18 protein-coding genes are annotated in these 22,470 nt (G+C 63.6%); 8 read left to right on the forward strand and 10 right to left on the reverse strand.

The features are described 5' to 3' along the window. Window positions 1-53: 53 nt before the first annotated feature. From purT to MOQ67_RS25880, 5 genes are all read right to left on the reverse strand, one after another. Complete coding sequence (purT, locus tag MOQ67_RS25860) at window positions 54-1,235, reverse strand: formate-dependent phosphoribosylglycinamide formyltransferase (RefSeq protein ID WP_026139924.1); 1,182 nt, start codon at window positions 1,233-1,235, stop codon at window positions 54-56. A gap of 69 nt (window positions 1,236-1,304) precedes the next feature. Then, the gene (locus tag MOQ67_RS25865) at window positions 1,305-1,772 is read right to left on the reverse strand and encodes a VUT family protein (RefSeq protein WP_253398631.1); all 468 of its coding nucleotides are present in this window, start codon (window positions 1,770-1,772) and stop codon (window positions 1,305-1,307) included. A gap of 162 nt (window positions 1,773-1,934) precedes the next feature. Then, window positions 1,935-2,150, reverse strand: coding sequence for a DUF1289 domain-containing protein (locus tag MOQ67_RS25870; protein ID WP_253398633.1), 216 nt, complete (start codon window positions 2,148-2,150; stop codon window positions 1,935-1,937). Then, the gene (locus MOQ67_RS25875; RefSeq protein ID WP_247405462.1) at window positions 2,147-2,671 is read right to left on the reverse strand and encodes a gamma carbonic anhydrase family protein; all 525 of its coding nucleotides are present in this window, start codon (window positions 2,669-2,671) and stop codon (window positions 2,147-2,149) included. The genes MOQ67_RS25870 and MOQ67_RS25875 overlap by 4 nt, the downstream gene beginning before the upstream one ends. A gap of 35 nt (window positions 2,672-2,706) precedes the next feature. After that, entirely contained in the window at window positions 2,707-3,309 is a 603-nt protein-coding gene (locus tag MOQ67_RS25880) for a CoA pyrophosphatase (protein ID WP_253398643.1), read from the reverse strand. Between the two features lie 146 nt (window positions 3,310-3,455). On the opposite strand from MOQ67_RS25880, the gene MOQ67_RS25885 reads away from it, so the two are divergent. The 7 genes from MOQ67_RS25885 to nagE all read left to right on the forward strand — a co-directional run bounded on the left by MOQ67_RS25885 (window position 3,456) and on the right by nagE (window position 11,966). Then, window positions 3,456-4,004 (forward strand): NUDIX hydrolase, encoded by a 549-nt coding sequence (locus MOQ67_RS25885; RefSeq protein ID WP_253398645.1) that lies wholly within the window; start codon window positions 3,456-3,458, stop codon window positions 4,002-4,004. Window positions 4,005-4,041: 37 nt separating this feature from the next. Beyond that, complete coding sequence (locus MOQ67_RS25890; protein ID WP_253398647.1) at window positions 4,042-4,545, forward strand: L,D-transpeptidase family protein; 504 nt, start codon at window positions 4,042-4,044, stop codon at window positions 4,543-4,545. Between the two features lie 262 nt (window positions 4,546-4,807). Next, window positions 4,808-5,539 (forward strand): GntR family transcriptional regulator, encoded by a 732-nt coding sequence (locus tag MOQ67_RS25895; protein WP_247405475.1) that lies wholly within the window; start codon window positions 4,808-4,810, stop codon window positions 5,537-5,539. 36 nt (window positions 5,540-5,575) lie between these two features. Continuing rightward, window positions 5,576-6,682, forward strand: a complete 1,107-nt coding sequence (nagA, locus tag MOQ67_RS25900) for an N-acetylglucosamine-6-phosphate deacetylase (RefSeq protein ID WP_448675699.1) — start codon at window positions 5,576-5,578, stop codon at window positions 6,680-6,682. Then, window positions 6,675-7,685 carry an SIS domain-containing protein gene (locus MOQ67_RS25905; protein ID WP_448675961.1) on the forward strand — a complete coding sequence of 337 codons (1,011 nt, stop codon included), beginning with the start codon at window positions 6,675-6,677 and terminating at the stop codon, window positions 7,683-7,685. Before nagA ends, MOQ67_RS25905 begins: the two co-directional genes overlap by 8 nt. Before the next feature lie 36 nt (window positions 7,686-7,721). Next, window positions 7,722-10,232: a phosphoenolpyruvate--protein phosphotransferase gene (gene ptsP / locus MOQ67_RS25910; RefSeq protein ID WP_448675700.1), complete on the forward strand. Its 2,511-nt coding sequence runs from the start codon at window positions 7,722-7,724 to the stop codon at window positions 10,230-10,232. Window positions 10,233-10,259: 27 nt separating this feature from the next. Further along, the gene (gene nagE / locus MOQ67_RS25915) at window positions 10,260-11,966 is read left to right on the forward strand and encodes an N-acetylglucosamine-specific PTS transporter subunit IIBC (protein ID WP_448675701.1); all 1,707 of its coding nucleotides are present in this window, start codon (window positions 10,260-10,262) and stop codon (window positions 11,964-11,966) included. Between the two features lie 171 nt (window positions 11,967-12,137). On the opposite strand, the gene MOQ67_RS25920 is transcribed toward nagE, so the two are convergent. Together MOQ67_RS25920 and purL are read right to left on the reverse strand one after the other, a co-directional pair. Continuing rightward, on the reverse strand, window positions 12,138-12,449 hold the full coding sequence (locus tag MOQ67_RS25920) for an NGG1p interacting factor NIF3 (protein ID WP_253398662.1): 312 nt from the start codon (window positions 12,447-12,449) through the stop codon (window positions 12,138-12,140). Between the two features lie 4 nt (window positions 12,450-12,453). After that, on the reverse strand, window positions 12,454-16,350 hold the full coding sequence (purL, locus tag MOQ67_RS25925; RefSeq protein WP_321848904.1) for a phosphoribosylformylglycinamidine synthase: 3,897 nt from the start codon (window positions 16,348-16,350) through the stop codon (window positions 12,454-12,456). Window positions 16,351-16,636: 286 nt separating this feature from the next. Between purL and mltF the strand changes: the two genes are divergently transcribed. After that, window positions 16,637-18,097 (forward strand): membrane-bound lytic murein transglycosylase MltF, encoded by a 1,461-nt coding sequence (mltF, locus tag MOQ67_RS25930; RefSeq protein WP_253398671.1) that lies wholly within the window; start codon window positions 16,637-16,639, stop codon window positions 18,095-18,097. Between the two features lie 111 nt (window positions 18,098-18,208). Here the strand turns inward: mltF and MOQ67_RS25935 are convergent, their stop codons facing one another. The 3 genes from MOQ67_RS25935 to MOQ67_RS25945 all read right to left on the reverse strand — a co-directional run bounded on the left by MOQ67_RS25935 (window position 18,209) and on the right by MOQ67_RS25945 (window position 22,382). Beyond that, complete coding sequence (locus MOQ67_RS25935) at window positions 18,209-18,505, reverse strand: PTS transporter subunit EIIB (protein WP_448675702.1); 297 nt, start codon at window positions 18,503-18,505, stop codon at window positions 18,209-18,211. Window positions 18,506-18,507: 2 nt separating this feature from the next. After that, entirely contained in the window at window positions 18,508-21,039 is a 2,532-nt protein-coding gene (ptsP, locus tag MOQ67_RS25940) for a phosphoenolpyruvate--protein phosphotransferase (protein ID WP_448675703.1), read from the reverse strand. Between the two features lie 122 nt (window positions 21,040-21,161). Continuing rightward, window positions 21,162-22,382, reverse strand: coding sequence for a maltoporin (locus tag MOQ67_RS25945; RefSeq protein ID WP_253398677.1), 1,221 nt, complete (start codon window positions 22,380-22,382; stop codon window positions 21,162-21,164). Window positions 22,383-22,470: the final 88 nt, after the last annotated feature.

The following is a 22,470-nucleotide window of genomic DNA, read 5'->3' on the forward strand; positions in this document are numbered from 1 at the left end:
TTCCTACAGCTTGAACGCGGTCACATGTGGGAGGGGGCTTGCCCCCGATGCTTTTAGAGCTCTACAACAACCGCCTGAGCCGCACGGGTCGCCTTGGCGCGAGCCGCTTCAATCGACTCATCCCGCGCCAATGCCACGCCCATACGGCGCTGGCCATTCACTTCTGGCTTGCCGAACAGACGCAACGCCGTGTCCGGCTCGCTCAAGGCCGCGCCGAGGTTGGCGAAAGCGGTCTGGGTCGATTGCCCTTCCACCAGGATCACCGCCGACGCCGACGGCCCGAACTGCCGGATCAACGGGATCGGCAGGCCCAGGATGGCGCGCGCGTGCAGGGCGAACTGCGACAGGTCCTGGGAAATCAAGGTGACCAAACCGGTGTCATGCGGGCGTGGCGACACTTCGCTGAACCACACCTGATCGCCCTTAATGAACAACTCCACGCCAAACAGGCCACGGCCACCCAAGGATTCAGTCACGGCCTTGGCCACGCGCTCGGATTCTGCCAGGGCAATCGGGCTCATGGCCTGAGGCTGCCAGGATTCCTGGTAATCGCCCTTCTCCTGACGATGGCCGACCGGCGCGCAGAAGGTCGTGCCGCCGATGTGGCGCACGGTCAGCAGGGTGATTTCGTAGTCGAAGTCGATAAAGCCTTCGATGATCACCCGGCCCTTCCCGGCACGCCCGCCTTCCTGAGCGTAATCCCAGGCTTTCTGCACGTCGTCGGCACTGCGCAGCAGGCTCTGGCCCTTGCCCGACGAGCTCATCACCGGCTTGACCACGCACGGGAAGCCCAGGTCTTGCACGGCCTTGCTGTAGTCTTCGAAGGTATCGGCGAAATGATACGGCGAGGTCGGCAGGTCCAGCTCTTCAGCGGCCAGGCGACGGATGCCTTCGCGGTTCATGGTCAGCGATGCGGCGCGCGCGGTCGGGATCACGGTGAAGCCTTCGGCCTCCAGCTCCACCAGGGTGGCGGTGGCGATGGCTTCGATTTCCGGCACGATGAAGTGCGGTTTTTCCGCTTCGATCACCGCACGCAGGGCGGCGCCGTCGAGCATGTTGATCACATGGCTGCGATGGGCAACCTGCATGGCCGGCGCGTTGGCATAGCGATCCACGGCAATCACTTCAACGCCCAGGCGTTGCAGCTCGATTACCACTTCCTTGCCCAGCTCACCGCAGCCACACAGCAAAACGCGGGTCGCGGTTGGCGACAATGGAGTTCCGATTCGGGTCATCTCAGGTCCTCAGGGGAGCGGATCATGGGGAGAAAGGCCGGCATTTTACATGAACTGTGCAGATTGGCTTCAGTTGGCGACGGCCCGTTTGCGGATACGCCAGGCCATGATCAGCCAGACCGCCGTGACCCCGGCGAATTTCGACGCCAGGGCGGTGCCCACCACGGCGGGCGTGAGGGCGCCGATCAAGCCGAAAAAGATAAAAGTATCGAGGGGAATGCTCAGCGCCGAACTTATCCACAGGCGATCGTGGAGCGGGCGCTTGGTAATGCTGAACACCAGCCAGTCGATGCACTCGGACACCGCGAACGCAGTGGCGCTGGCCAGGGCGATGGACGGGTCGGAGGTGATATACGACAGCACCAGCGCCGCCAGCATGGCGAGGATCGCGCCGTGGCCGAAGCGGGTTTGCACCATATCGCGCAGGATGAATACCAGACCGCCCCAGGCGGACCAGATGACATCCAGGTGCGGCGCGGTGGAGAAGGCGAAGTTGATCAGCACGACGCTGCTGATGTAGGCGATCAGGAAGAGCATGAGGGGATGGACCTGTGGGTAATGCCGCACAGGGTACACAATTACAGGGATGTCGTCTGGGAGGGACCCATCGGGGGCAAGCCCCCTCCCACATTTTGACCGCGTTCCTACAGATTAAATGCGGTTAAGTGTGGGAGGGGGCTTGCCCCCGATGGCAGTCGATCAGGCACCGGAACTCTTAGGCATCACCCACACCAACCCACCCGCCACCGCCCGCTCATGACACACCCCCAGCACCACCCGGCGCTCGGCGTTGTCCATGCGGCTCCAGCGCGTGATTTCTGCCACGCTACGCTGGCAGCCGATGCAAATATCGTCGTCATCCAGCGCGCAAATGTTCACGCACGGCGAGGCGACAGGGCGTTCTGACGGGTTCATTCTTCCTGCTCAGCCAGATCCCGCGCATAACGCTGGGCGTTATGCACATAGTGCGCAGCGCTGGCCTCGAGCATCTTCTTCTGCGCCTCGGTCAATTCGCGCACCACTTTGCCCGGCGAGCCCATGACCAGGGAGCCATCGGGAATGTCCTTGCCTTCGCCGATCAGCGAATTGGCGCCGATGATGCAGTACTTGCCGATCTTCGCGCCGTTGAGGATCACCGCATTGATGCCGATCAGGCTGTAATCGCCGACGGTGCAGCCATGCAGCATGGCGTTATGGCCGATGGTCACACCGGTGCCCAGGGTCAGCGGGTAACCCATGTCGGTGTGCATCACGCTGCCGTCCTGCACATTGCTGTTCTTGCCGATCAGGATCAGTTCGTTGTCGCCACGCAACACCGCGTTGAACCAGACATTGGCGCCCTCCTCCAGCTTGACCTTGCCCACCAACGTGGCATTCGGCGCCACCCAGCTGTGTGGATGCGTCTCGACGCGGGCGTCGCCCAGGCGGTATTTCATGATGTGTCCTCACGGCTGGCCATTTAAACGATGGCTTATAGATGGATGAAGCTCTTGGGCGGCTGGTGCAGGCTGATGTCGGCATCGTCATAAAGCAGATTGATCAACTCGACGATCATGATTGCCGTCAAACCCCAGATTTTGTATTCGCCGAACCGATAGCTCGGCACATACCAACTGCGGCCCTGGTAATCGATGCGGTGCGTATGCTCGCGCGGATCCTGGCGAAAAAACTCCAGGGGCACGCTGAAGACGGCGGCGATTTCGGCGTCGTTGGCCAGGTATTCGACGTAGTCCGGGATGACACCAACGTAGGGCGTGACCCGAATGCCATGCAGGGAAATCAACGGGCTCAACGGGCCGATCACCTCAACCAGGCCCGGCGGCAGGCCGATTTCCTCTTCGGCTTCGCGCAGGGCGGTGAAGATCAGGTCCGGGTCTTCGGGGTCGCGGCGCCCGCCGGGAAAGGCCACTTCGCCACCGTGGGTGGACAGGCCGCTGGCGCGCAGCGTCAGGATCAGCTCGGGTTCGTCACTGCGGGTAATCGGCACCAGCACGGCGGCCTCGGGGAAACGCCCGTCGGTCTCAAGCTGTTGCGGTGTGTGATTGCTTACCCGGCGAAGTAGCTCGTCCAGCATGAGTCATCTCGATCTGTTGGCTACCTTGCATCATGCACCAAAGCGCGCGGGCGCCCAACCCCAAAACCTGAGGGCTGTCGCGAAACGACAACTTGCAGGGCCTTGCCGCCCACGCCAAGATAGGCAGACTTTCCAGGAACCCCAGCATGAATTTCTGCAGCCAGTGCGGTAAACCGGTCACCCAACGCATTCCCGAAGGCGACGCACGTCTGCGTTTTGTCTGCGATAATTGTCAGACCATTCACTACCAGAATCCCAATATCGTCGCCGGCACGGTGCCGGTGTGGGGCGATCAAGTACTGCTGTGCCGCCGCGCCATCGAGCCCCGCCGGGGTTACTGGACCCTGCCCGCCGGCTTCATGGAGAACGGCGAGACCATGGAACAGGCCGCCATGCGCGAGACCATGGAAGAAGCCTGCGCCCATGTACGCAACCTGAACCTCTACACCCTGATCGACGTGCCGCATATCAGCCAGGTGCATGTCTTCTACCGCGCCGAGCTGATTGACCTGGACTTCGCCGCAGGCCCCGAAAGCCTGGAAGTGCGACTGTTCGATGAGGCCGACATCCCTTGGTCCGAGCTGGCTTTCCGCACGGTCGGGCGTACCTTAGAATACTTCTTCGCCGACCGTCGCCTACGGTCGTTCCCGGTGCGCAACGAAGCTGTGCCGCCGCTGTCCCAGCCCGCCCAATAACAAACCGGCAGATCGTCGTCCAAGGGAAATCGTTTTAATGCGTTGGTTGCTTGCTCTGCTCTGCCTGTCGTTCGCCACGTTGTCCTCAGCCACCACCCTGGAAACCCTGGGCGGCAAAACGGTCGAAAAAATTCTGGTGCTCAAGTCCGCCCATCAGTTGCAACTGATCAACGACGGCAAACCCCTCAAGACCTACCGTATCTCCCTGGGCAAAAACCCCAAGGGCACCAAGCTGTTCGAAGGCGACCGCCGCACGCCGGAAGGCTTGTACTGGATCGACTGGCGCAAAACCAGCGACCGCTACAACCTGTCCATGCATATCTCCTACCCCAATATCAGCGATTCCGCCCGTGCCCGCCGCCAGGGCGTGAACCCCGGCAGCATGATCATGATCCACGGCACGCCCGACAGCGCGGAGTACCCGGAGCAGTGGTTCCACACCCTGGACTGGACCGACGGCTGCATCGGCATGCGTAACGTCGACATGCGCGAAGTCTGGAACCTGGTCAAAGACGGCACCCTGATCGAGATCCGCCCGTAACCCTCGCCCCTCGGTCAATTAACTAAAAAAAGTTTCCCGCCCTCGGCAGCGCCTGCCGGTGAATACCAATTCACCCCGCAGGCCGCGCAGCTCTGCGCGCCTTAAAGACCTCTCTAATACCACTTGATGCCAAGCACCGTTAAGACGCCCTGAAACCTGGACTTACAGCGTTTTGGCAGCATTGACATGGTATTTAAGTGGTATTAGTTTCCGACCAATACCGGGCGACAACACTCTAATAACCGCATCGGAAACCTGACAGATGAACCCCATCCTGACGCTGCGTCCCGACGACAAGCAATCCACGCCGCTGTACCTGCAACTGGCCCGCAACCTGGAAGCGGCGATCCACGCCGGCCAGTGGAAATCCGAACAGGCCCTGCCGTCGGAACGCGCCCTCAGCGAGCAGTTGAGCCTTTCGCGCGTCACCGCCCGCAAAGCCCTGGAAGTCTTGCTTGCCCAAGGCCTGATCCGTCGCAGCCAAGGCTCCGGCACCTTTATCACCCCTCGGCTGGAACAGCCGCTGTCGCGCCTGTCAGGGTTCAGCGAGATGCTGCGACTCAAGGGGTTTGTGCCCAGCTCCCAGTGGCTGGAACGCGACATCAGCGCGCCGACCCATGAAGAACTGATCCGCCTGGGCCTGTCGCCGACCGACAAGGTGACGCGCCTCAAACGCCTGCGCAAAGCCGACGACACGGTGATGGCAATCGAAATGACCGCCATGCCCGCCTCGGTGCTGCCGCAACCGCAGGCCATCGGCCACTCCCTCTACGAGTACCTGGAGGGCATCGGCAAACCCATCGTGCGCGCCCTGCAGCATATCCAGGCGATCAACGCCTCGGACGAGTTCGCCGCACTGGTCGGCATCGCCCCCGGCACCGCCATGCTGCTGATGACCCGCGTCGGCTACACCGCCGACAACACCCCGATCGAAATCACCGACACCTACTGTCGCAACGACTACTACGACTTTGTCGCAGAACTGCGGCGATAGGCCTTTGCCGCGCACCGCGGCCTCAGAGAACTGCCCATGTCCGAAGACAATATCCTCACGCCCCATGGCTGGATTCGCGGCCACCTCGCGCACGAGCACGGCAAAGTGATCGCCATCGAAGGCGCGCCTTGCAACCCGGCCGACAACGACTTGCCCTACCTGCTGCCGGGGTTTATCGACCTGCACGTCCACGGCGGCGGCGGCAAAGACATCATGGAAGGGGCCGACGCCTTCGAAACCATCACCCGCACCCACGTGCGCTTCGGCACCACCTCGCTGCTGGCCACCACCATGACCGCGCCGGTGGATGAGATCTCCAACGTGCTCGGCCAGCTCGGCAGTTTCTGCGAGCAGCGCCTGAGCGGCAGCGCCCGGGTCCTTGGCGTGCACCTGGAAGGGCCCTACATCAATCCCGGCAAACTCGGCGCACAACCCAACTTCGCCCACACCGCATTGATGGAAGAAGTGGAAACCTACCTGCGCCTGGCGCCGATCCGGGTGATCACCATCGCCCCGGAAATCGCCGGGCATGACGCCCTGATCCGCGCCCTCAGTACACGCGGCGTGCGCATGCAGATCGGCCACACCCTGGGCAGCTATGAAGAAGGCGTCGCCGCCCTCGCCGCCGGCGCCACCAGCTTCACCCATTTGTACAATGCCATGAGCCCGCTGCATCACCGCGAGCCCGGCATCGTCGGCGCGGCGCTGGCCCACGCGCAGTACGCGGAATTGATCCCGGATCTGCTCCACGTACACCCCGGCGCCATGCGCGTGGCCCTGCGCGCGATCCCGTGCCTGTACTGCGTCACCGACTCCACCGCCGCCGCCGGCATGCCCGACGGCGAATACAAGCTAGGCAGCCACACCGTGACCAAATGCCTGGGCGGCGTGCGCCTGGCCGACGGCACCCTGGCCGGCAGCACCCTGACCATGGATCAGGCGCTGCGCAACCTGGTGAAGATTGGCCTGCCCATCAGCGAAGCCTCACAACGCCTGTCGCAATTTCCGGCGGACTACCTGGGCCTGGAAGAACGCGGCCGCCTGCAACCCGGCAGCTTTGCCGACTGTGTGCGCCTGGACCGCTCCCTGCACCTCACCGACGTCATGGTCGAAGGAGAAACCATTGTCCTCAAAAATGCTTGAAGAGGCCCTCGCCTCCTGTGACGCCGTAGCCACGCAATTGCAACGCCTGGACCCGCGCCTGCAAGACATCGCCGGCCGCCTGCGTCGCCAGCCGCCGCAAGTGGCGATGACCATCGCCCGTGGCAGTTCCGACCACGCCGCGAGCTACTTCGCCTACCTGGCCATGCAGCACGTGGGCGTTCCGGTGGCGTCGTTGCCGATGTCGGTGGTGACCCTGCTGCAAGCACCGTTGCAGGTCAGCGGCCAGGTCGCGTTCGGCTTCTCTCAGTCGGGCCAGAGCCCGGACCTGGTCGACAGCCTGCGCCTGCTGCGCAAACGCGGTGCCTTGAGCATTTCGCTGGTGAATGCCGAAGATTCGCCCCTGGAAGCCGCCTGCGAATTCCACGTGCCGCTGTGCGCCGGCCCGGAACTCAGTGTGGCCGCGACCAAGAGCTTTATCGCGACCCTCAGCGCCAGCGCGCTGTTGATCGGCCACTGGAACCAGGAAGCCGACCTGCTGCACGCCTGCCGTACGTTGCCCGAGGGCCTGCGCGAAGCAGCCAAGCAGGACTGGACGCAAGCCATCGACGCCCTGCGCGACTGCCAGCAGTTGATGGTGATCGGCCGTGGCGCCGGGTTTGCCATCGCCCAGGAAGCCGCGCTCAAGCTCAAGGAAACCTCGGCGATCCAGGCCGAAGCCTTCAGCAGCGCCGAGGTGCGTCATGGGCCGATGGCCTTGATCGACGCCAACTACCCGCTGCTGATCTTCGCCCCACGCGGCGCCGAGCAAGCCGGGCTATTGAGCCTGGCCGCCGATATGCGCCAACGCGGCGCCCGCGTGTTGCTCGCCGCGCCGGACGATATCACCGAACGCGACCTGACCCTGAGCTGCGCCGAACACCCGAGCCTGGACCCGATTCTGGCCATCCAGAGTTTCTATGTCATGGCCGCCGGCCTGGCGCTCGCACGCGGCATGAACCCTGACCAGCCGCGCCACCTGAGCAAAGTGACCCGCACCCACTGAGTGGCGTACCGCGATTTCCTGATGAGTACCGTGCCCATGTCCAACAACAATAATGAATTGACCCTCAGCGCGCCCTTAAGCGGCCCGGTGCTGGCCCTGGGTAACGTCCCCGACGAGGTGTTCGCCAGCGGCGCCATGGGTGACGGCCTGGCCATCGATCCGCTGAACGATAGCCTGTACGCACCGTGCGACGGCGAGATCATCCATGTCGCGCGCACCGGGCATGCGCTGACGCTTCGCGCGCAGAACGGTGCTGAGCTGTTGATGCATGTGGGCATCGACACCGTGGAGTTGAACGGCGAAGGGTTCGCCCTGCTGGTGAAGAACGGCGCACGGGTGAGCAAGGGCCAGGCGCTGATACAGTTCGATCTGGACCGGATTGCGCGCCAGTGCAAAAGCCTGGTCAGCCTGATCATTCTCACCAACAGCGAGCGCTTCGAACTGACACCGCTGGCGCTCCATTCGGTCAAGCGCGGTGAACCGCTGGCGCGCGTGGCGCTGCGTTCCTGCGTAGCGCCGCAAACAGCTGTGGATAACTCCGTCGCGCAAGTCAGCGCCAGCGTGCGCATCACCCACCGCGGCGGCTTGCATGCGCGTCCGGCAGCATTGATCCGCAAGACCGCCCAGGCGTTCAGCAGCCAGACGCAGTTGCATTTCGCCGGCAAGTCGGCAGCGTGCGACAGCCTGATTGGCCTGATGGGGCTGGGCATCGGCGAAGGCGACGAGGTCCGCGTCACCAGCCGTGGCAAGGATTGTACGGCGGCAGTGCAGGCACTGGTCGCCGCGCTGTCGGTAGCGATCAGCGACGAACCTCCCGCGCCGGCGGCCGTCGCACCCCGTCGCACGCCGACCGAAGCCGGTGTATTGCAAGGCGTCTGCGCGGCGCCGGGCTTGGTCTGCGGGCCGCTGTTCCGCCTGAACGGCATTGAGTTACCGGCCGATCCCGGCAATCACTGCGCCGACGAACAACTGCAACGGCTGGATGCGGCCCTTGAACACGTGCGCGGCGAAATCCGCAGCACCCTGGACCTCGCCCGCCAACGCAAAAATGTCGAAGAAGAAGACATCTTTGCCGCCCACCTCGCCTTGCTGGAAGACCCGGCCCTGCTGGACGCCGCCACCCACGCCATCGAACACGGCAGCGCCGCCACCCACGCCTGGCGCGATGCGATCCAGGCGCAATGCGCGGTGTTGCTGGGCCTGGGCAAGCCGCTGTTGGCCGAACGCTCCAACGACCTGCGCGACCTGCAACAACGCGTACTGCGGGCGCTGCTGGGTGAAGCGTGGCACCTCGAGTTGCCCGCCGGGGCGATTGTCAGCGCCCATGAACTGACGCCCTCGGACCTGCTGCAACTGAGCGCGCAACAGGCCGCCGGCATCTGCATGGCCGAGGGCGGCGCCACCTCCCATGTCGCGATCCTGGCCCGGGGTAAAGGTTTGCCGTGCGTGGTGGCGCTGGGCGCCGAAGTGCTCGATGTGCCCCAAGGCCAACGCGTGGTACTCGACGCGGCCAACGGTCGCCTGGAACTGGCACCCAGCGACGCGCGCCACGCCGAAGTCCACCGGATTCGCGACACGCAGAACCTGCGCCGCCAAGCGCAACAGACCCAGGCCCGACTGCCGGCGAACACCCGCGACGGCATGACCATTGAAGTCGCCGCCAATGTCGCCTCCAGCGCCGAGGCCCAAGTGGCGTTTGAAAACGGCGCCGATGGCATCGGCCTGCTGCGCACCGAATTCCTCTTCGTCGACCGCCGCACCGCGCCGGATGAACAGGAACAGCGCCAGGCCTATCAAGCCGTGCTGGACGCGATGGGCGACAAGTCGGTGATCATCCGCACCATCGACGTGGGCGGCGACAAACAGCTCGACTACCTGCCGCTGCCGGTCGAGGCCAACCCGGTGCTGGGCCTGCGCGGCATTCGCCTGGCCCAGGTGCGCCCCGAGGTGCTCGACCAGCAACTGCGCGCACTGCTGCAAGTCAGCCCGCTGGCGCGCTGCCGCATCCTGCTGCCGATGGTCAGTGAAGTCGACGAACTGCTGCAGATCCGCCAGCGCCTGGATGAACTGTGCGTCGAGTTGGAACTGACCCAGCGTCCGGAACTGGGGGTGATGATCGAAGTGCCCGCCGCTGCGCTGATGGCCGAACAACTGGCCGAACATGCGGACTTCTTGTCCATCGGCACCAATGACCTGTCCCAGTACACCCTGGCCATGGACCGCGACCACGCCGGCCTCGCCGCACGGGTCGATGCCCTGCACCCGGCACTGCTGCGGTTGATCGCCCAGACCTGCACGGGCGCAGCCAAACACGGGCGTTGGGTCGGCGTGTGCGGCGCCCTGGCGTCCGACCCATTGGCGACGCCGGTGTTGGTCGGCCTGGGGGTCAGCGAGCTGTCGGTCAGCCCGCCGCAGATCGGCGAAATCAAGGACCGCGTCCGCCACCTGGACGCGGCGCAATGCCGGCAACTGAGCCTGGGCCTGCTCGACCTGAGCAGCGCCAAGGCGGTACGCCAAGCCTGTCAACACCACTGGCCGCTGAGCTGACAACAACAAGAAAAAGGGAGACACGCCATGTATCAACACTTTATCGAAGGCCTGCAACGCCTGGGCCGTGCGCTGATGCTGCCGATCGCGATCCTGCCGATCGCCGGCCTCCTGCTGCGCCTGGGCGACACCGACCTGCTCAACATCGCGGTGATGCACGACGCCGGGCAGGCGATCTTCGCCAACCTCGCGCTGATCTTCGCCATCGGCATCGCCGTGGGCTTTGCCCGCGACAATAACGGCACGGCCGGTTTGGCCGGGGCCATCGGTTATCTGGTGATGATCTCGACGCTCAAGGTGATGGACTCGACCATCAACATGGGCATGCTCGCCGGGATCGCCAGCGGTTTGATGGCGGGCGGGCTGTACAACCGCTTCAAGGACATCAAGCTGCCGGAGTACCTGGCGTTCTTTGGCGGGCGGCGATTCGTGCCGATTGTCACCGGCTTCAGCGCGGTTGGCCTGGGCGTGATCTTTGGCCTGATCTGGCCGCCGATCCAGCACGGCATCAACAGCTTCGGCGTATTGCTGATGGAAAGCGGCAGCCTGGGTGCCTTCGTGTTTGGCGTGTTCAACCGCCTGCTGATCGTCACCGGCCTGCACCATATCCTCAACAACATGGCGTGGTTCGTGTTCGGCAGCTTTACCGACCCGCTGACCGGCGCGGTGGTGACCGGCGACCTGACCCGCTACTTCGCCGGCGACCCGAAAGGCGGCCAGTTCATGACCGGCATGTTCCCGGTGATGCTGTTCGGCCTGCCCGCCGCGTGCCTGGCGATGTACCGCAACGCCCTGCCGGAACGACGCAAAGTGATGGGCGGGATTTTCCTGTCGATGGCGCTGACCTCATTCCTGACCGGCGTGACTGAGCCGATCGAATTCGCCTTCATGTTCCTCGCGCCGTTCCTGTACCTGCTGCATGCGTTGCTGACCGGGCTGTCGATGGCGGTCACTAACCTGCTGGATATCCACCTGGGCTTTACCTTCTCCGGTGGGTTTATCGACATGGTGCTGGGCTGGGGCAAGTCCACCAATGGCTGGCTGGTCCTCCCGGTCGGCTTGGCTTACGCAGTGATCTACTACAGCGTGTTCAACTACTGCATCCGCCGCTTCCAACTGAAGACACCGGGCCGCGAAGATATCCCGGTGGCGCAGGCCGAAGTGATGAGCGATAACCAACGCGCCACGGCTTACATCCAGGCGTTGGGGGGTGCGGACAACCTGCTCAGCGTGGGGGCCTGCACCACGCGGTTGCGGCTGGACATGGTCGACCGCAACAAAGCAGTGGATGCACAGTTGAAAGCCCTCGGCGCGATGGCCGTGGTTCGGCCGGGTAACGGTGGGAGCTTGCAGGTAGTGGTCGGGCCGATGGCGGACAGCATTGCCGATGAGATCCGGTTGGCGATGCCGTCGTTTGTAGCCAATGCGCCCGTGACGGTTGCGCCTGTGGATAAGTTGGTTGCGGTGAATGTGCGGGAAGCCGAGAAATGGCTGAATGCATTGGGTGGCCGGGAAAATGTGCGCCAGTTGGAAGCGGTGGCGATGACCCGGTTGCGGGTGGAATTGGGGGATGACTCGGTGGTCTCCGAAGACCAGCTCACTGCACTCGGTTGCCAGGGTGTAAGCCAGCTCGATAGCGGTGTTTGGCATTTGCTGATTGGTGACAAGGCCTCGGGCTTGAGTGAAGCGTTGGAGCGACTGGTCAGCGGTCGTGAGGTCGGCGTCAAGGTTTAAGAGATGTAGTGGCTGTTCTGGCCGCAATCGCGGGCAAGCCCCCTCCCACATTTGACCTGGCAACGCGGTCAAATGTGGGAGGGGGCTTGCCCGCGATTGCGGCCTCCCAGACAACAAAAAACCCACTGACCCAACAGGCCCAGCGGGTTTCTTGCTCATGCAATCAACGAATCAAAAATCCGCCAACTGCCATACCTCATACGCCGGTGTCTCATAGGGATGGCTCAGCTTCAACGCAGCCACAACAGCCACAATCAACGCATCCGCCACCACCAGCTCAACCTTCCACTCTTCAACCACTTCAACCTGGCCGACTTGCCCGAGAAACGGCTGGCTGCCGTCCAACGCGCGGAATTGGCCCTGGCCCAGCACCTGCCAGGCGCAGCTGTCGTAGTCGCCGATGCGCCCGCCGCCGGCTGCGAAGACGGCGGCTTTCACCGTCTCCACGTGGCTCGCGGGCACAAAGAAAGCGAGCTTGTACACCGCCTTAGTTCACCCACACGCGAGCGTTGCGGAACATGCGCATCCACGCGCCGTCTTCGTTCCACTCTTCCGGGCGCCACGAGTTCTGCACGGCACGGAATACACGCTCCGGGTGCGGCATCATGATAGTGACGCGACCGTCGCGGCTGGTGAGGCCGGTGATCCCGCGCGGCGAGCCGTTCGGGTTGGCCGGGTAGCTTTCGGTGACCTTGCCGTGGTTGTCGACGAAACGCATGGCCACGCAGCCGGACACGTCGGCTTCGAGCAAGGCTTCTTCGCTGGCGAACTCGGCATGGCCTTCACCGTGGGCGATAGCGATTGGCATACGCGAACCGGCCATGCCTTGCAGGAAGATCGAGTTGGACTCCTGCACCTGCACCATGGCGACACGGGCTTCGAACTGCTCGGAACGGTTACGCACGAAGTGCGGCCAGAACTCGCTGCCCGGGATCAGTTCGTGGAGGTTGGACATCATCTGGCAACCGTTGCACACACCCAGGGTGAAGCTGTCGTTGCGCTCGAAGAAGCCCTGGAACGCGTCGCGGGCACGGCTGTTGAACAGGGCCGACTTGGCCCAGCCTTCACCGGCACCCAGCACGTCGCCGTAAGAGAAACCGCCGCAGGCCACCAGACCTTTGAACTCGTTGAGGTCGACGCGACCGGCGAGGATATCGCTCATGTGCACGTCGATCGCATTGAAGCCGGCACGGTCGAATGCGGCCGCCATTTCCACCTGGCCGTTGACGCCCTGCTCACGCAGTACGGCAACCTGTGGGCGAATGCCTTTCTTGATGTACGGCGCGGCGATGTCCTGGTTGACGTCGAAGCTGAGCTTGGTGCTCAGGCCCGGGTTGTCTTCTTCCAGGATCACGTCGAATTCCTGCTCGGCGCAGTCGGCGTTATCGCGCAGGCGCTGGATCTGGTAGCTGGTCTCGGCCCACTGGCGTTGCAGCAGACGGCGCTGGCCTTCGAACACGGTGTCGCCGTTGAAGACGATGTCGATCTGACCGTTGTTGATCGGCTGGCCGATCACGGCCACGCAATCGCCCAGGCCGGCGGCGCTGAACTGTGCCAATACGTTTGGCGTCGCGTCCTGGCGCACCTGGATCACCGCACCCAGTTCTTCGTTGAACAGGATGCCGTTGAGTTCAGAGGCGTCCTCGGCAACGCTGTCGAGCACCAGGTTCAAGCCGCAGTGACCGGCGAAGGCCATCTCGACCACGCTGGTCAACAGACCACCGTCGGAACGGTCGTGGTAAGCCAGCAGGTGGCCGTCGGCGTTGAGGCCCTGGATCACCGCGAAGAAGGCTTTCAGGTCTTCGGCGTCGTCGACGTCCGGCGCGTGTTTGCCGAGCTTGCCATGGGTTTGCGCGAGGATCGAGGCGCCCATGCGGTTCTGGCCACGGCCCAGGTCGATCAGGATCAGATCGGTGGTGCCCTTGTCCATGCGCAGTTGCGGGGTCAGGGTCTGGCGGATGTCGGTGACCGGCGCGAAACCGGTGACGATCAACGACAGCGGCGAGGTGACACTCTTGTCCACGCCGTCATCGTTCCAACGGGTGGCCATGGACATGGAGTCCTTGCCCACCGGAATGGTGATCCCCAGTTCCGGGCACAGCTCCATGCCGACAGCCTTGACGGTGTCGTACAAGCGCGCGTCTTCGCCGGGGTGACCGGCAGCGGACATCCAGTTGGCCGACAACTTGATGTCGGACAGCTTGCCGATACGGGACGCGGCGATGTTGGTGAGGGTTTCACCAATGGCCATGCGGCCCGACGCCGGAGCGTCCAGCAGGGCCAGCGGCGTGCGCTCGCCCATGGCCATGGCTTCACCGGTGTAGACGTCGAAGCTGGTGGCGGTGACGGCAACGTCGGCCACCGGCACTTGCCACGGGCCGACCATTTGGTCACGGGCAACCAGGCCGGTGATGGTGCGGTCGCCGATGGTGATCAGGAAACTTTTGCTCGCGACCGCCGGGTGGTGCAGCACGCGTTCGATGCTGTCGGCCAATTCCAGCGTGCTTGGGTCGAAGTCATCGCCCAGCTCGGCTTCACGTACCGCCGAACGGTGCATGCGCGGGGCTTTGCCCAGCAGCACCTCGAGCGGCATGTCCACCGGGCTGTTGCCGAAGTGGCTGTCGGTGACGGTCAGATGCGGCTCGGCAGTGGCTTCGCCGACCACGGCAAACGGGCAACGCTCACGTTCGCAGATGGCCTGGAAGCGCGCGAAGTCTGCAGGGCCGACGGCCAGGACGTAGCGCTCCTGGGATTCGTTGCTCCAGATTTCGTGCGGGGCCATGCCCGGCTCGTCGTTTGGAATGTTGCGCAACTCGAAACGGCCGCCACGCTCGCCATCGTTGACCAGTTCCGGGAAGGCGTTGGACAAACCGCCGGCGCCGACGTCGTGGATGAAGCTGATCGGGTTCTTGTCACCCAACTGCCAGCAACGGTCGATGACTTCCTGGCAGCGGCGCTCCATCTCTGGGTTTTCGCGCTGTACGGAAGCGAAGTCCAGGTCTGCCGAACTGGTGCCGGTGGCCATGGAGGAAGCCGCGCCGCCGCCCAGGCCGATCAACATCGCCGGGCCGCCGAGCACGATCAGCTTGGAGCCGACCAGGATCTCGCCTTTCTTGACGTGTTCTTCACGGATGTTGCCCATGCCGCCGGCCAACATGATCGGCTTGTGGTAACCGCGCACTTCGTCGCCATGCGGGGTGGTGATCGACTGCTCAAAGGTACGGAAATAACCGGTCAGCGCCGGACGGCCGAATTCGTTGTTGAACGCGGCGCCGCCCAGCGGGCCTTCGATCATGATGTCCAGCGCGGTGACGATACGCTCCGGCTTGCCGTAGGGCACTTCCCACGGCTGTACGAAGCCCGGGATCTGCAGGTTGGACACGGTGAAACCGGTCAACCCGGCCTTGGGCTTGGCGCCACGGCCGGTAGCACCTTCGTCGCGAATCTCACCGCCGGAACCGGTGGCTGCGCCCGGGAACGGGGCAATCGCGGTCGGGTGGTTGTGGGTCTCGACTTTCATCAGGATGTGTACCGGTTCCTGCACCGCGCCGTACTGGCGGGTTTCAGGGTCCGGGAAGAAACGACCGGCGACGCTGCCGACGATGACCGAGGCGTTGTCCTTATAAGCCGACAGAACGCCTTCGCTGTGCATCACGTAGGTGTTCTTGATCATGCCGAACAGGCTTTTTTCCTGGCTTTCGCCGTCGATGTCCCAACTGGCGTTGAAGATCTTGTGACGGCAGTGCTCGGAGTTGGCCTGGGCGAACATCATCAGTTCGATGTCGTGCGGGTTGCGCTTCAAGCCGTTGAAGGCGTTGACCAGATAATCGATCTCGTCTTCGGCCAGGGCCAGGCCCAGTTCGGTGTTGGCCTTCGCGAGGGCGGCGCGGCCACCGCCGAGCACGTCAACCGCGGTCAGCGGCTTGGCCTCGGCGTGACTGAACAGAGCGCCGGCCTGTTCCAACTGGCTGACGATGATCTGGGTCATGCGGTCGTGCAGGCTGCTGGCGATCAGCTCGGCCTCGGCATCGCTGAACTGGCCCGCGACATAGAAGGCAATACCGCGTTCCAGGCGCTGGATTTTTTCCAGGCCGCAGTTGCGGGCGATATCGCTGGCCTTGCTCGACCAGGGCGAGATGGTGCCGAACCGCGGCAGAACCAGGAACAAGCGGCCGGTCGGCTCTTGAACGGGAACGCTTGGGCCGTACTTCAGAAGGCGTGCCAGCACTTGCTGTTCGTCGGCGGTCAAGACGCCAGTCACGTCGGCGAAGTGAGCAAATTCAGCATACAGGCCTGTAACAGCTGGAACCTTCTGGCTCAGTTGCTCAAGGAGTTTGCTGTGGCGAAAGGCAGAAAGGGCAGGAGCGCCGCGCAGGATCAACATCTTCGGGACAGCCTCGGGAAGGGGTGTGCTTTGAGGCCGTGCATTCTAGCGTAAACCGTCGTCAACGGCACCCGAAACGCTACCGCTGGCCGCTGCCGAACGTCAGTTGGCAGGGTTTGCACGGTATCGGGGCGTTATCCACGGCATTGGGCGCAGTTATTTTAACCGTCATAATCGCTCGCCAGGCCACGTTTCTGCGGGCTGCAGCACAGTTTCAGGGCGGCTAGCAGACAAGTCCCCTGCTGTCGAGATATGGCGCCGTGGGCCGTTTGCGTATACTGCGCAGATGTTCTCCCCAACTGCTTTACGCCCGCGATGCGCCAAATGGCTCATCGCCACCGGACTCTTCCTGATGCTCAGCGCCTGTGTTGATAAACCCAGCACGCTCGAGCGAATCAAGGAGGATGGCGTATTGCGGGTGATTACCCGGAACAGCCCGGCCACGTATTTCCAGGACCGCAACGGTGAAACCGGTTTCGAATACGAACTGGTCAAGCGCTTTGCCGACGACCTGGGGGTAAAACTGGAAATCGAGACCGCCGACAACCTCGACGACCTGTTCGGCCAGCTCGGCAAACCCAACGGCCCGGTGCTCGCCGCCGCCGGTTTGGTCAGCAGCGAGCGACGCAAGCAGCAGGTACGCTTCTCCCACTCGTACCTGGAAGTCACCCCGCAGATCATCTACCGCAACGGCCAGTCGCGCCCCACCAACGCGGCGGACCTGGCGGGCAAGAAGATCATGGTGCTCAAGGGCAGCACCCACGCCGAACAACTGGCGGAGCTTAAAAAGCAGAATCCTGCGATCGAATACGAAGAATCCGACGCCGTTGAGGTGGTCGACCTGCTGCGCATGGTCGACGAGGGCCAGATCGACCTGACCCTGGTGGACTCCAACGAAGTGGCGATGAACCAGGTGTACTTCCCCAACGTGCGCGTGGCGTTCGACCTCGGCAACGCCAGCAACCAGAGCTGGGCCGTGGCCGCCGGCGAAGACAACAGCCTGCTCAACGAGGTCAACAGCTACCTGGACAAGGTCGGCAAGAACGGCACCTTGCAGCGCCTGAAAGATCGCTACTACGGGCACGTCGACGTGCTCGGCTACATGGGCGCCTACACCTTCGCCCAGCACTTGCAGCAGCGCCTGCCCAAGTACGAGAGACACTTCAAGGCCTACGCCAAGGAAGAAAAGGTCGACTGGCGCCTGTTGGCCGCCATTGGCTATCAGGAATCACTCTGGCAACCCACGGTCACCTCCAAGACCGGCGTGCGCGGCCTGATGATGCTGACCCAGAACACCGCCCAGGCGATGGGCGTATCCAACCGCCTGGACGCCAAGCAAAGCATCATGGGCGGCGCCAAGTACCTGGCCAAGATCAAGGATGAGTTGGACGACGATATCGCCGAGCCAGATCGCACCTGGTTTGCCCTGGCGGCTTATAACGTGGGCACCGGGCATCTGGACGACGCACGCAAGCTGGCGCAGAAGGACGGCCTGAACCCGAACAAGTGGCTGGACGTGAAAAAGATGCTGCCACGCCTGTCGCAGAAGCAGTGGTACAGCAAGACCCGCTACGGCTATGCCCGGGGCGGCGAGCCGGTGCATTTTGTGGCGAACATCCGGCGCTACTACGACATCCTGACCTGGGTGACCCAGCCACAGCTGGAAGGCAACCAAGTGGTCGAAGGCAACCTGCATGTGCCTGGAGTCAACAAGACCAAACCGCCGGAAGAGAACCCGCAGCTGTAACACCACCGCCCAATGTGGGAGGGGGCTTGCCCCCGATAGCAGTGTGTCAGTCAGCTTGTCTATAACTGACCCACCGCCATCGGGAGCAAGCCCCCTCCCACATTTGAATCGCTACTGGCCTTGGAGGCCGCTGATCAGATGCACGACCCCACCCGCCAACACCATCACTCCCGACACTCCCGCCGCTTTTAACGCCGCCGCATCCACCCGCGCCGCATCCAGCAGTTGCACGCGCACTCGCGTCAGCGCCACGCGTTGTTGCGACTTGAGGTTATCGGCGCCACCGAGGGCATTCAGCACATCGGCGGACAACAGGTTCTCCCCCGCTGGCACAGGCGCCGCGACGGTCTCGGCGATCAAGTCCGGGGTCAGGGCTTTCCAGAACGCCCGCTGCAATTTCTCGAACATGCTCAGTGCTCCACGACAGGTGAGGTTTCAACGGTGGCCGCGTGGTACAGGCGCAAGGCCTCGCGTACTTGCGCGGCTTCTTCCAGGCCCAGCACCTGACGGGCGATGATCTGGCAGTCCGCCAGGTCCAGCTCGCGCACGGTGGCCTTGATGGACGGGATCAGCGGCACGCTGACCGACAGTTCGTCCACCCCCAGCCCGATCAACACCGGCACCGCCAACGTTTCAGACGCCAGCGCCCCACACACGCCGACCCACTTGCCGTGGGCATGGGCGGCCTTGACGGTGGTAGCGATCAGGCGCAGCACCGCCGGGTGAAAGCTGTCGGCCTGGCTGGCCAGGCGTGGGTGGTCGCGGTCCATCGCCAGGGTGTATTGGGTCAGGTCGTTGGTGCCGATGGAGAAGAAGTCCACATGGGGCGCGAATACGTCCGCCATCAACGCCGCAGACGGCACCTCGATCATGATGCCCAACTTCGGCAGCGCCGTAAGCCCAAGGGCCGATGCTTCCTCTTCAAGAATCTTGCGCGCCAGGTGCAGCTCCGAGAGCAGGCTGATCATCGGCAGCATGATATGCAGCCGCGTCAGCCCGGCACTGGCGAGGATTGCGCGGAACTGTTCGCGCAGCAATTCGGGGCGCTCCAGGCACAGGCGAATACCGCGCAGGCCCAGGAACGGGTTGATCTCGGCGTCCATCGGCACATAAGCCAACGGTTTGTCACCGCCGACGTCCAACGTGCGCACCACCAGGTTGCGCTCCGGGCCCAGCGCGCGGGCGATGGCGCTGTAGGTGCAGGCCTGCTCCTCGGGGCTCGGTGCGCGATGGCGGTCCAGGTAGAGGAACTCCGAACGCAGCAGGCCCACGCCTTCGCCGCCCAGGCTCAGGGATTGCTCGACCTCCTGAAGCGACGCGACGTTGGCCGTGACTTCGACGTGATGACCATCGCGAGTGATGGCCGCCAGGCACGCCTGCGCGACGTCGCGTTGGCGCCGCAGCACTTGCTCCCGGCGAGCGGCCTGCAATTGCTCGATCTCGGCCAGATCCGGGTTCAGGTGCAGTTCGCCCTTGTCGGCATCCAGCAGCACCTGTTGACCGTTGGCCAGCGCCAACACCTGCGGCGGCACCCCGCAAATCGCCGGCAGCCCCAGCGCCCGGGCAAGGATCGCGACGTGGCTGGTCGCACCGCCGCCGACGGTGACAAACCCGAGCACCTTGTGCGTATCGAGGCTGGCGGTTTGCGACGGCGTCAGTTGCTCCGCGATCAGGATCGCGCGCTCAGGCAGTTCCCTGGCGCAATCCTGAATGCCGAGGAGCAGTTTCAGCACGCGCTGGCCGACGTCGGCCAAGTCCGCCGCGCGCTCGGCGAGCAGGGCATTGCCCAGGCCCTGGAACAGTTTGGCGGTGGCGAGCGTGGCGTTGTTCCAGGCAAAGGCGGCGCTTTTGCCGTCGGCCAGCAGGCCGTGCGCATGTTCCAGCAGGGTCGGGTCTTCGAGCAGTTCCTGATGGGCGCGGAAGATCTGCGCCTGGGCACTGCCGACCGCCTTGGCTTGCAGCGCTTGCAAGGCCTCGGTTGCAGCCAGCAGGCCACGCTCCAACGCCGTGCGTTCGAGTGCTGCGCCGCCCCCCGCTTCGGGGATGCTCAGCGTCGGCTCCGCCACCTGGACCACCTGACCAAACGCCGAGCCCGGCGACGCACACACGCCCCGCAGCACGCTCGCGGACGACAGCGGCACACGCGGCTCTACGTCCTCGACCGGAGCCGCGACGGTCTCGCCGCAACCCTCGGCCAACAGCGCCACCAACGCCTTGATCGCCGCGGCGGCATCCTCTCCCGCCGCGCTCACCTGCAAGGTGTCGCCCTGCACGGTTTGCAGCGCCATGATCGCCACCAGCGACTTGGCGTTGGCGCTCTGGGTTTGCTTGTGCAAGTAGATGCTGGCGTTGAACCCCTTCGCCGCCTGGGCAAACACCGCCGCCGGGCGCGCGTGCAAACCGTTGGTATTGGGCAACGTCAGCGGCTTGGAGAACAGTGCATCGCCCTCCTCCTCGTCCACTGTTTCTGCCGCCTCACCTGGAGACAGGCGCAACAGCGGCTGGCCCACCGCGACCAGGCCGCTGGCCGGCGCCAGTAGCGCAAACGGCTCGCCGCTGACCACCAGCATCAAGGTCAGCAGGCTGCGGGCGTTGAGCGCTACGTAGTCGGCATCGAACTCGATCAGCGGCTGCCCGGCCACCACCCGCTGGCCTTCCTCGACCAATCGGCTGAAGCCCTTGCCCGCCAGGTTCACGGTGTCCAGGCCGATATGCAGCAGCACCTGGACGCCGTTGTCGTCGGTAATGCTCACCGCATGGCCACTCTCCTGGATATTGCTGATCACCCCGGTCAATGGCGCGCAGAGGGTCGGCGAGGTGGGATCGATGCACAGGCCGTCGCCGATCAGGCGGCTGGAGAACACCGGGTCGGGGACCTTGTCCAGTGCCAGCAGCACACCCGACAAGGGCGCAAGCAGTTCCAGGGGTTGAGTTGCGGTCATGACGTCACCTGCTGTTTTGTTCTGTAAAAATCATTGGGTGGATACAAATCCCGAGGTGACAAAGATCAAATGTGGGAGGGGCTTGCCCCCTCCCACATTTAAGCCTGTCTACATCCGAAGATTCACTTCCACCAGTACTCGACTTGCACGCCGACGTTCGAGCCATGCCGCGCAGTGCCGTAGGCGCCGGTGTCGGACAACGCCGATCCCGCCGCCAGCTCATTCGCCGCGCGCTTGGCCGCTTCGTTCCAGGTCGCATAGGTGTAGTACAGACGCACTTCCGGGCGCGCCCAGAACTCCGGGCCCTTGGGCGACCAGGTCGGGGCGAAGGTGAATTTGCTCAGTTTGCGTGTACCGCCGGTAGCATCGACCTGATCATGGCCAAGCTCGGTGACCAATTTGAACTGTTCACTGATCGCATATGCCGGGCGCACACCGATGGACATCCAGGTCTGGTCCTGGCGGCCGGGGCGAATATCCTTCTGGTACACCGCCTCGATCTGCCCACCGAAACGCGGGGTGAGCTGCCAGTCGAAGAACTCCACGGCGCGGTAGCTTTTGCTGCTGCTATCCAGGGCGGTATTGCCGGTGTAGCCGAGGCCGGTGCCGGGACCTTCACCGTACTGCAGAGCGAACTTGTTCTTGCCGCCGAGGAACGGTGTTTGCACATGTTGCGCGGTCAGCGCCCAACCGCTGTTGGCGTCACGCCCTCCGGCTTTTTCGATGTAGCTCAAGCCCAGTTCCAGCTCGCCGCCGGGGTTGGTCTTGAAGCCGGCCACGTTGAAGTCGTGACGGGTCGCGTATTCCTTCTGGTACAGGTTGTCCTTGCGCGAAAGCGCGTAGCTGTATTTCAAGTCGCCAATCAGCACGTCCTCGATGCCACCGCCGGTGGCGCTCTGGTTCCAGTAGTAGAAGTCGGAGATATGGATGTCGTTACGCTTGTAGTAACGCCGCCCCGCCCACAGCGAGCCGCCGTTGAGGCTGGGCAGGTTGGACCACTGTGCATACATCTGCGGCATGCGCGCCGAGCCGTTGTCTTCGCCCTGGAATTTAAGGGCGCGGTCGTATTTGTTGTAGAGGGAAGCCATGGCGTCGACGCTGAGCACGGAGCCGTCGTCGAGGGTCAGCAGGTCCTGGCGCAGCTCCAGTTCGCCATATTGTTCACATTCGTTGCCCAAACGGTATTTGGTTTGCGCGCCCGGCAGTTGGAAACACTGCTGCTTGCCACTGCCGGTTGAAGTCCCCGCGCCGCTGCGCAAGTAACCGGAAAACTCCAGGGCCTGAGCGCCGAACGGCAAGCTCAGACACGACGCCACGAGGCCCAGCTTTATTGTTTTTTTCATGCAGTACTCCGATATTTTTATTATGTTTTTTGAAGCGCCCAGTGCTCCCACACGGGGAATTAATCTCCTGCTTCGCGTCGCGCTCGGC

Source organism: Pseudomonas sp. LY-1, assembly GCF_053502595.1.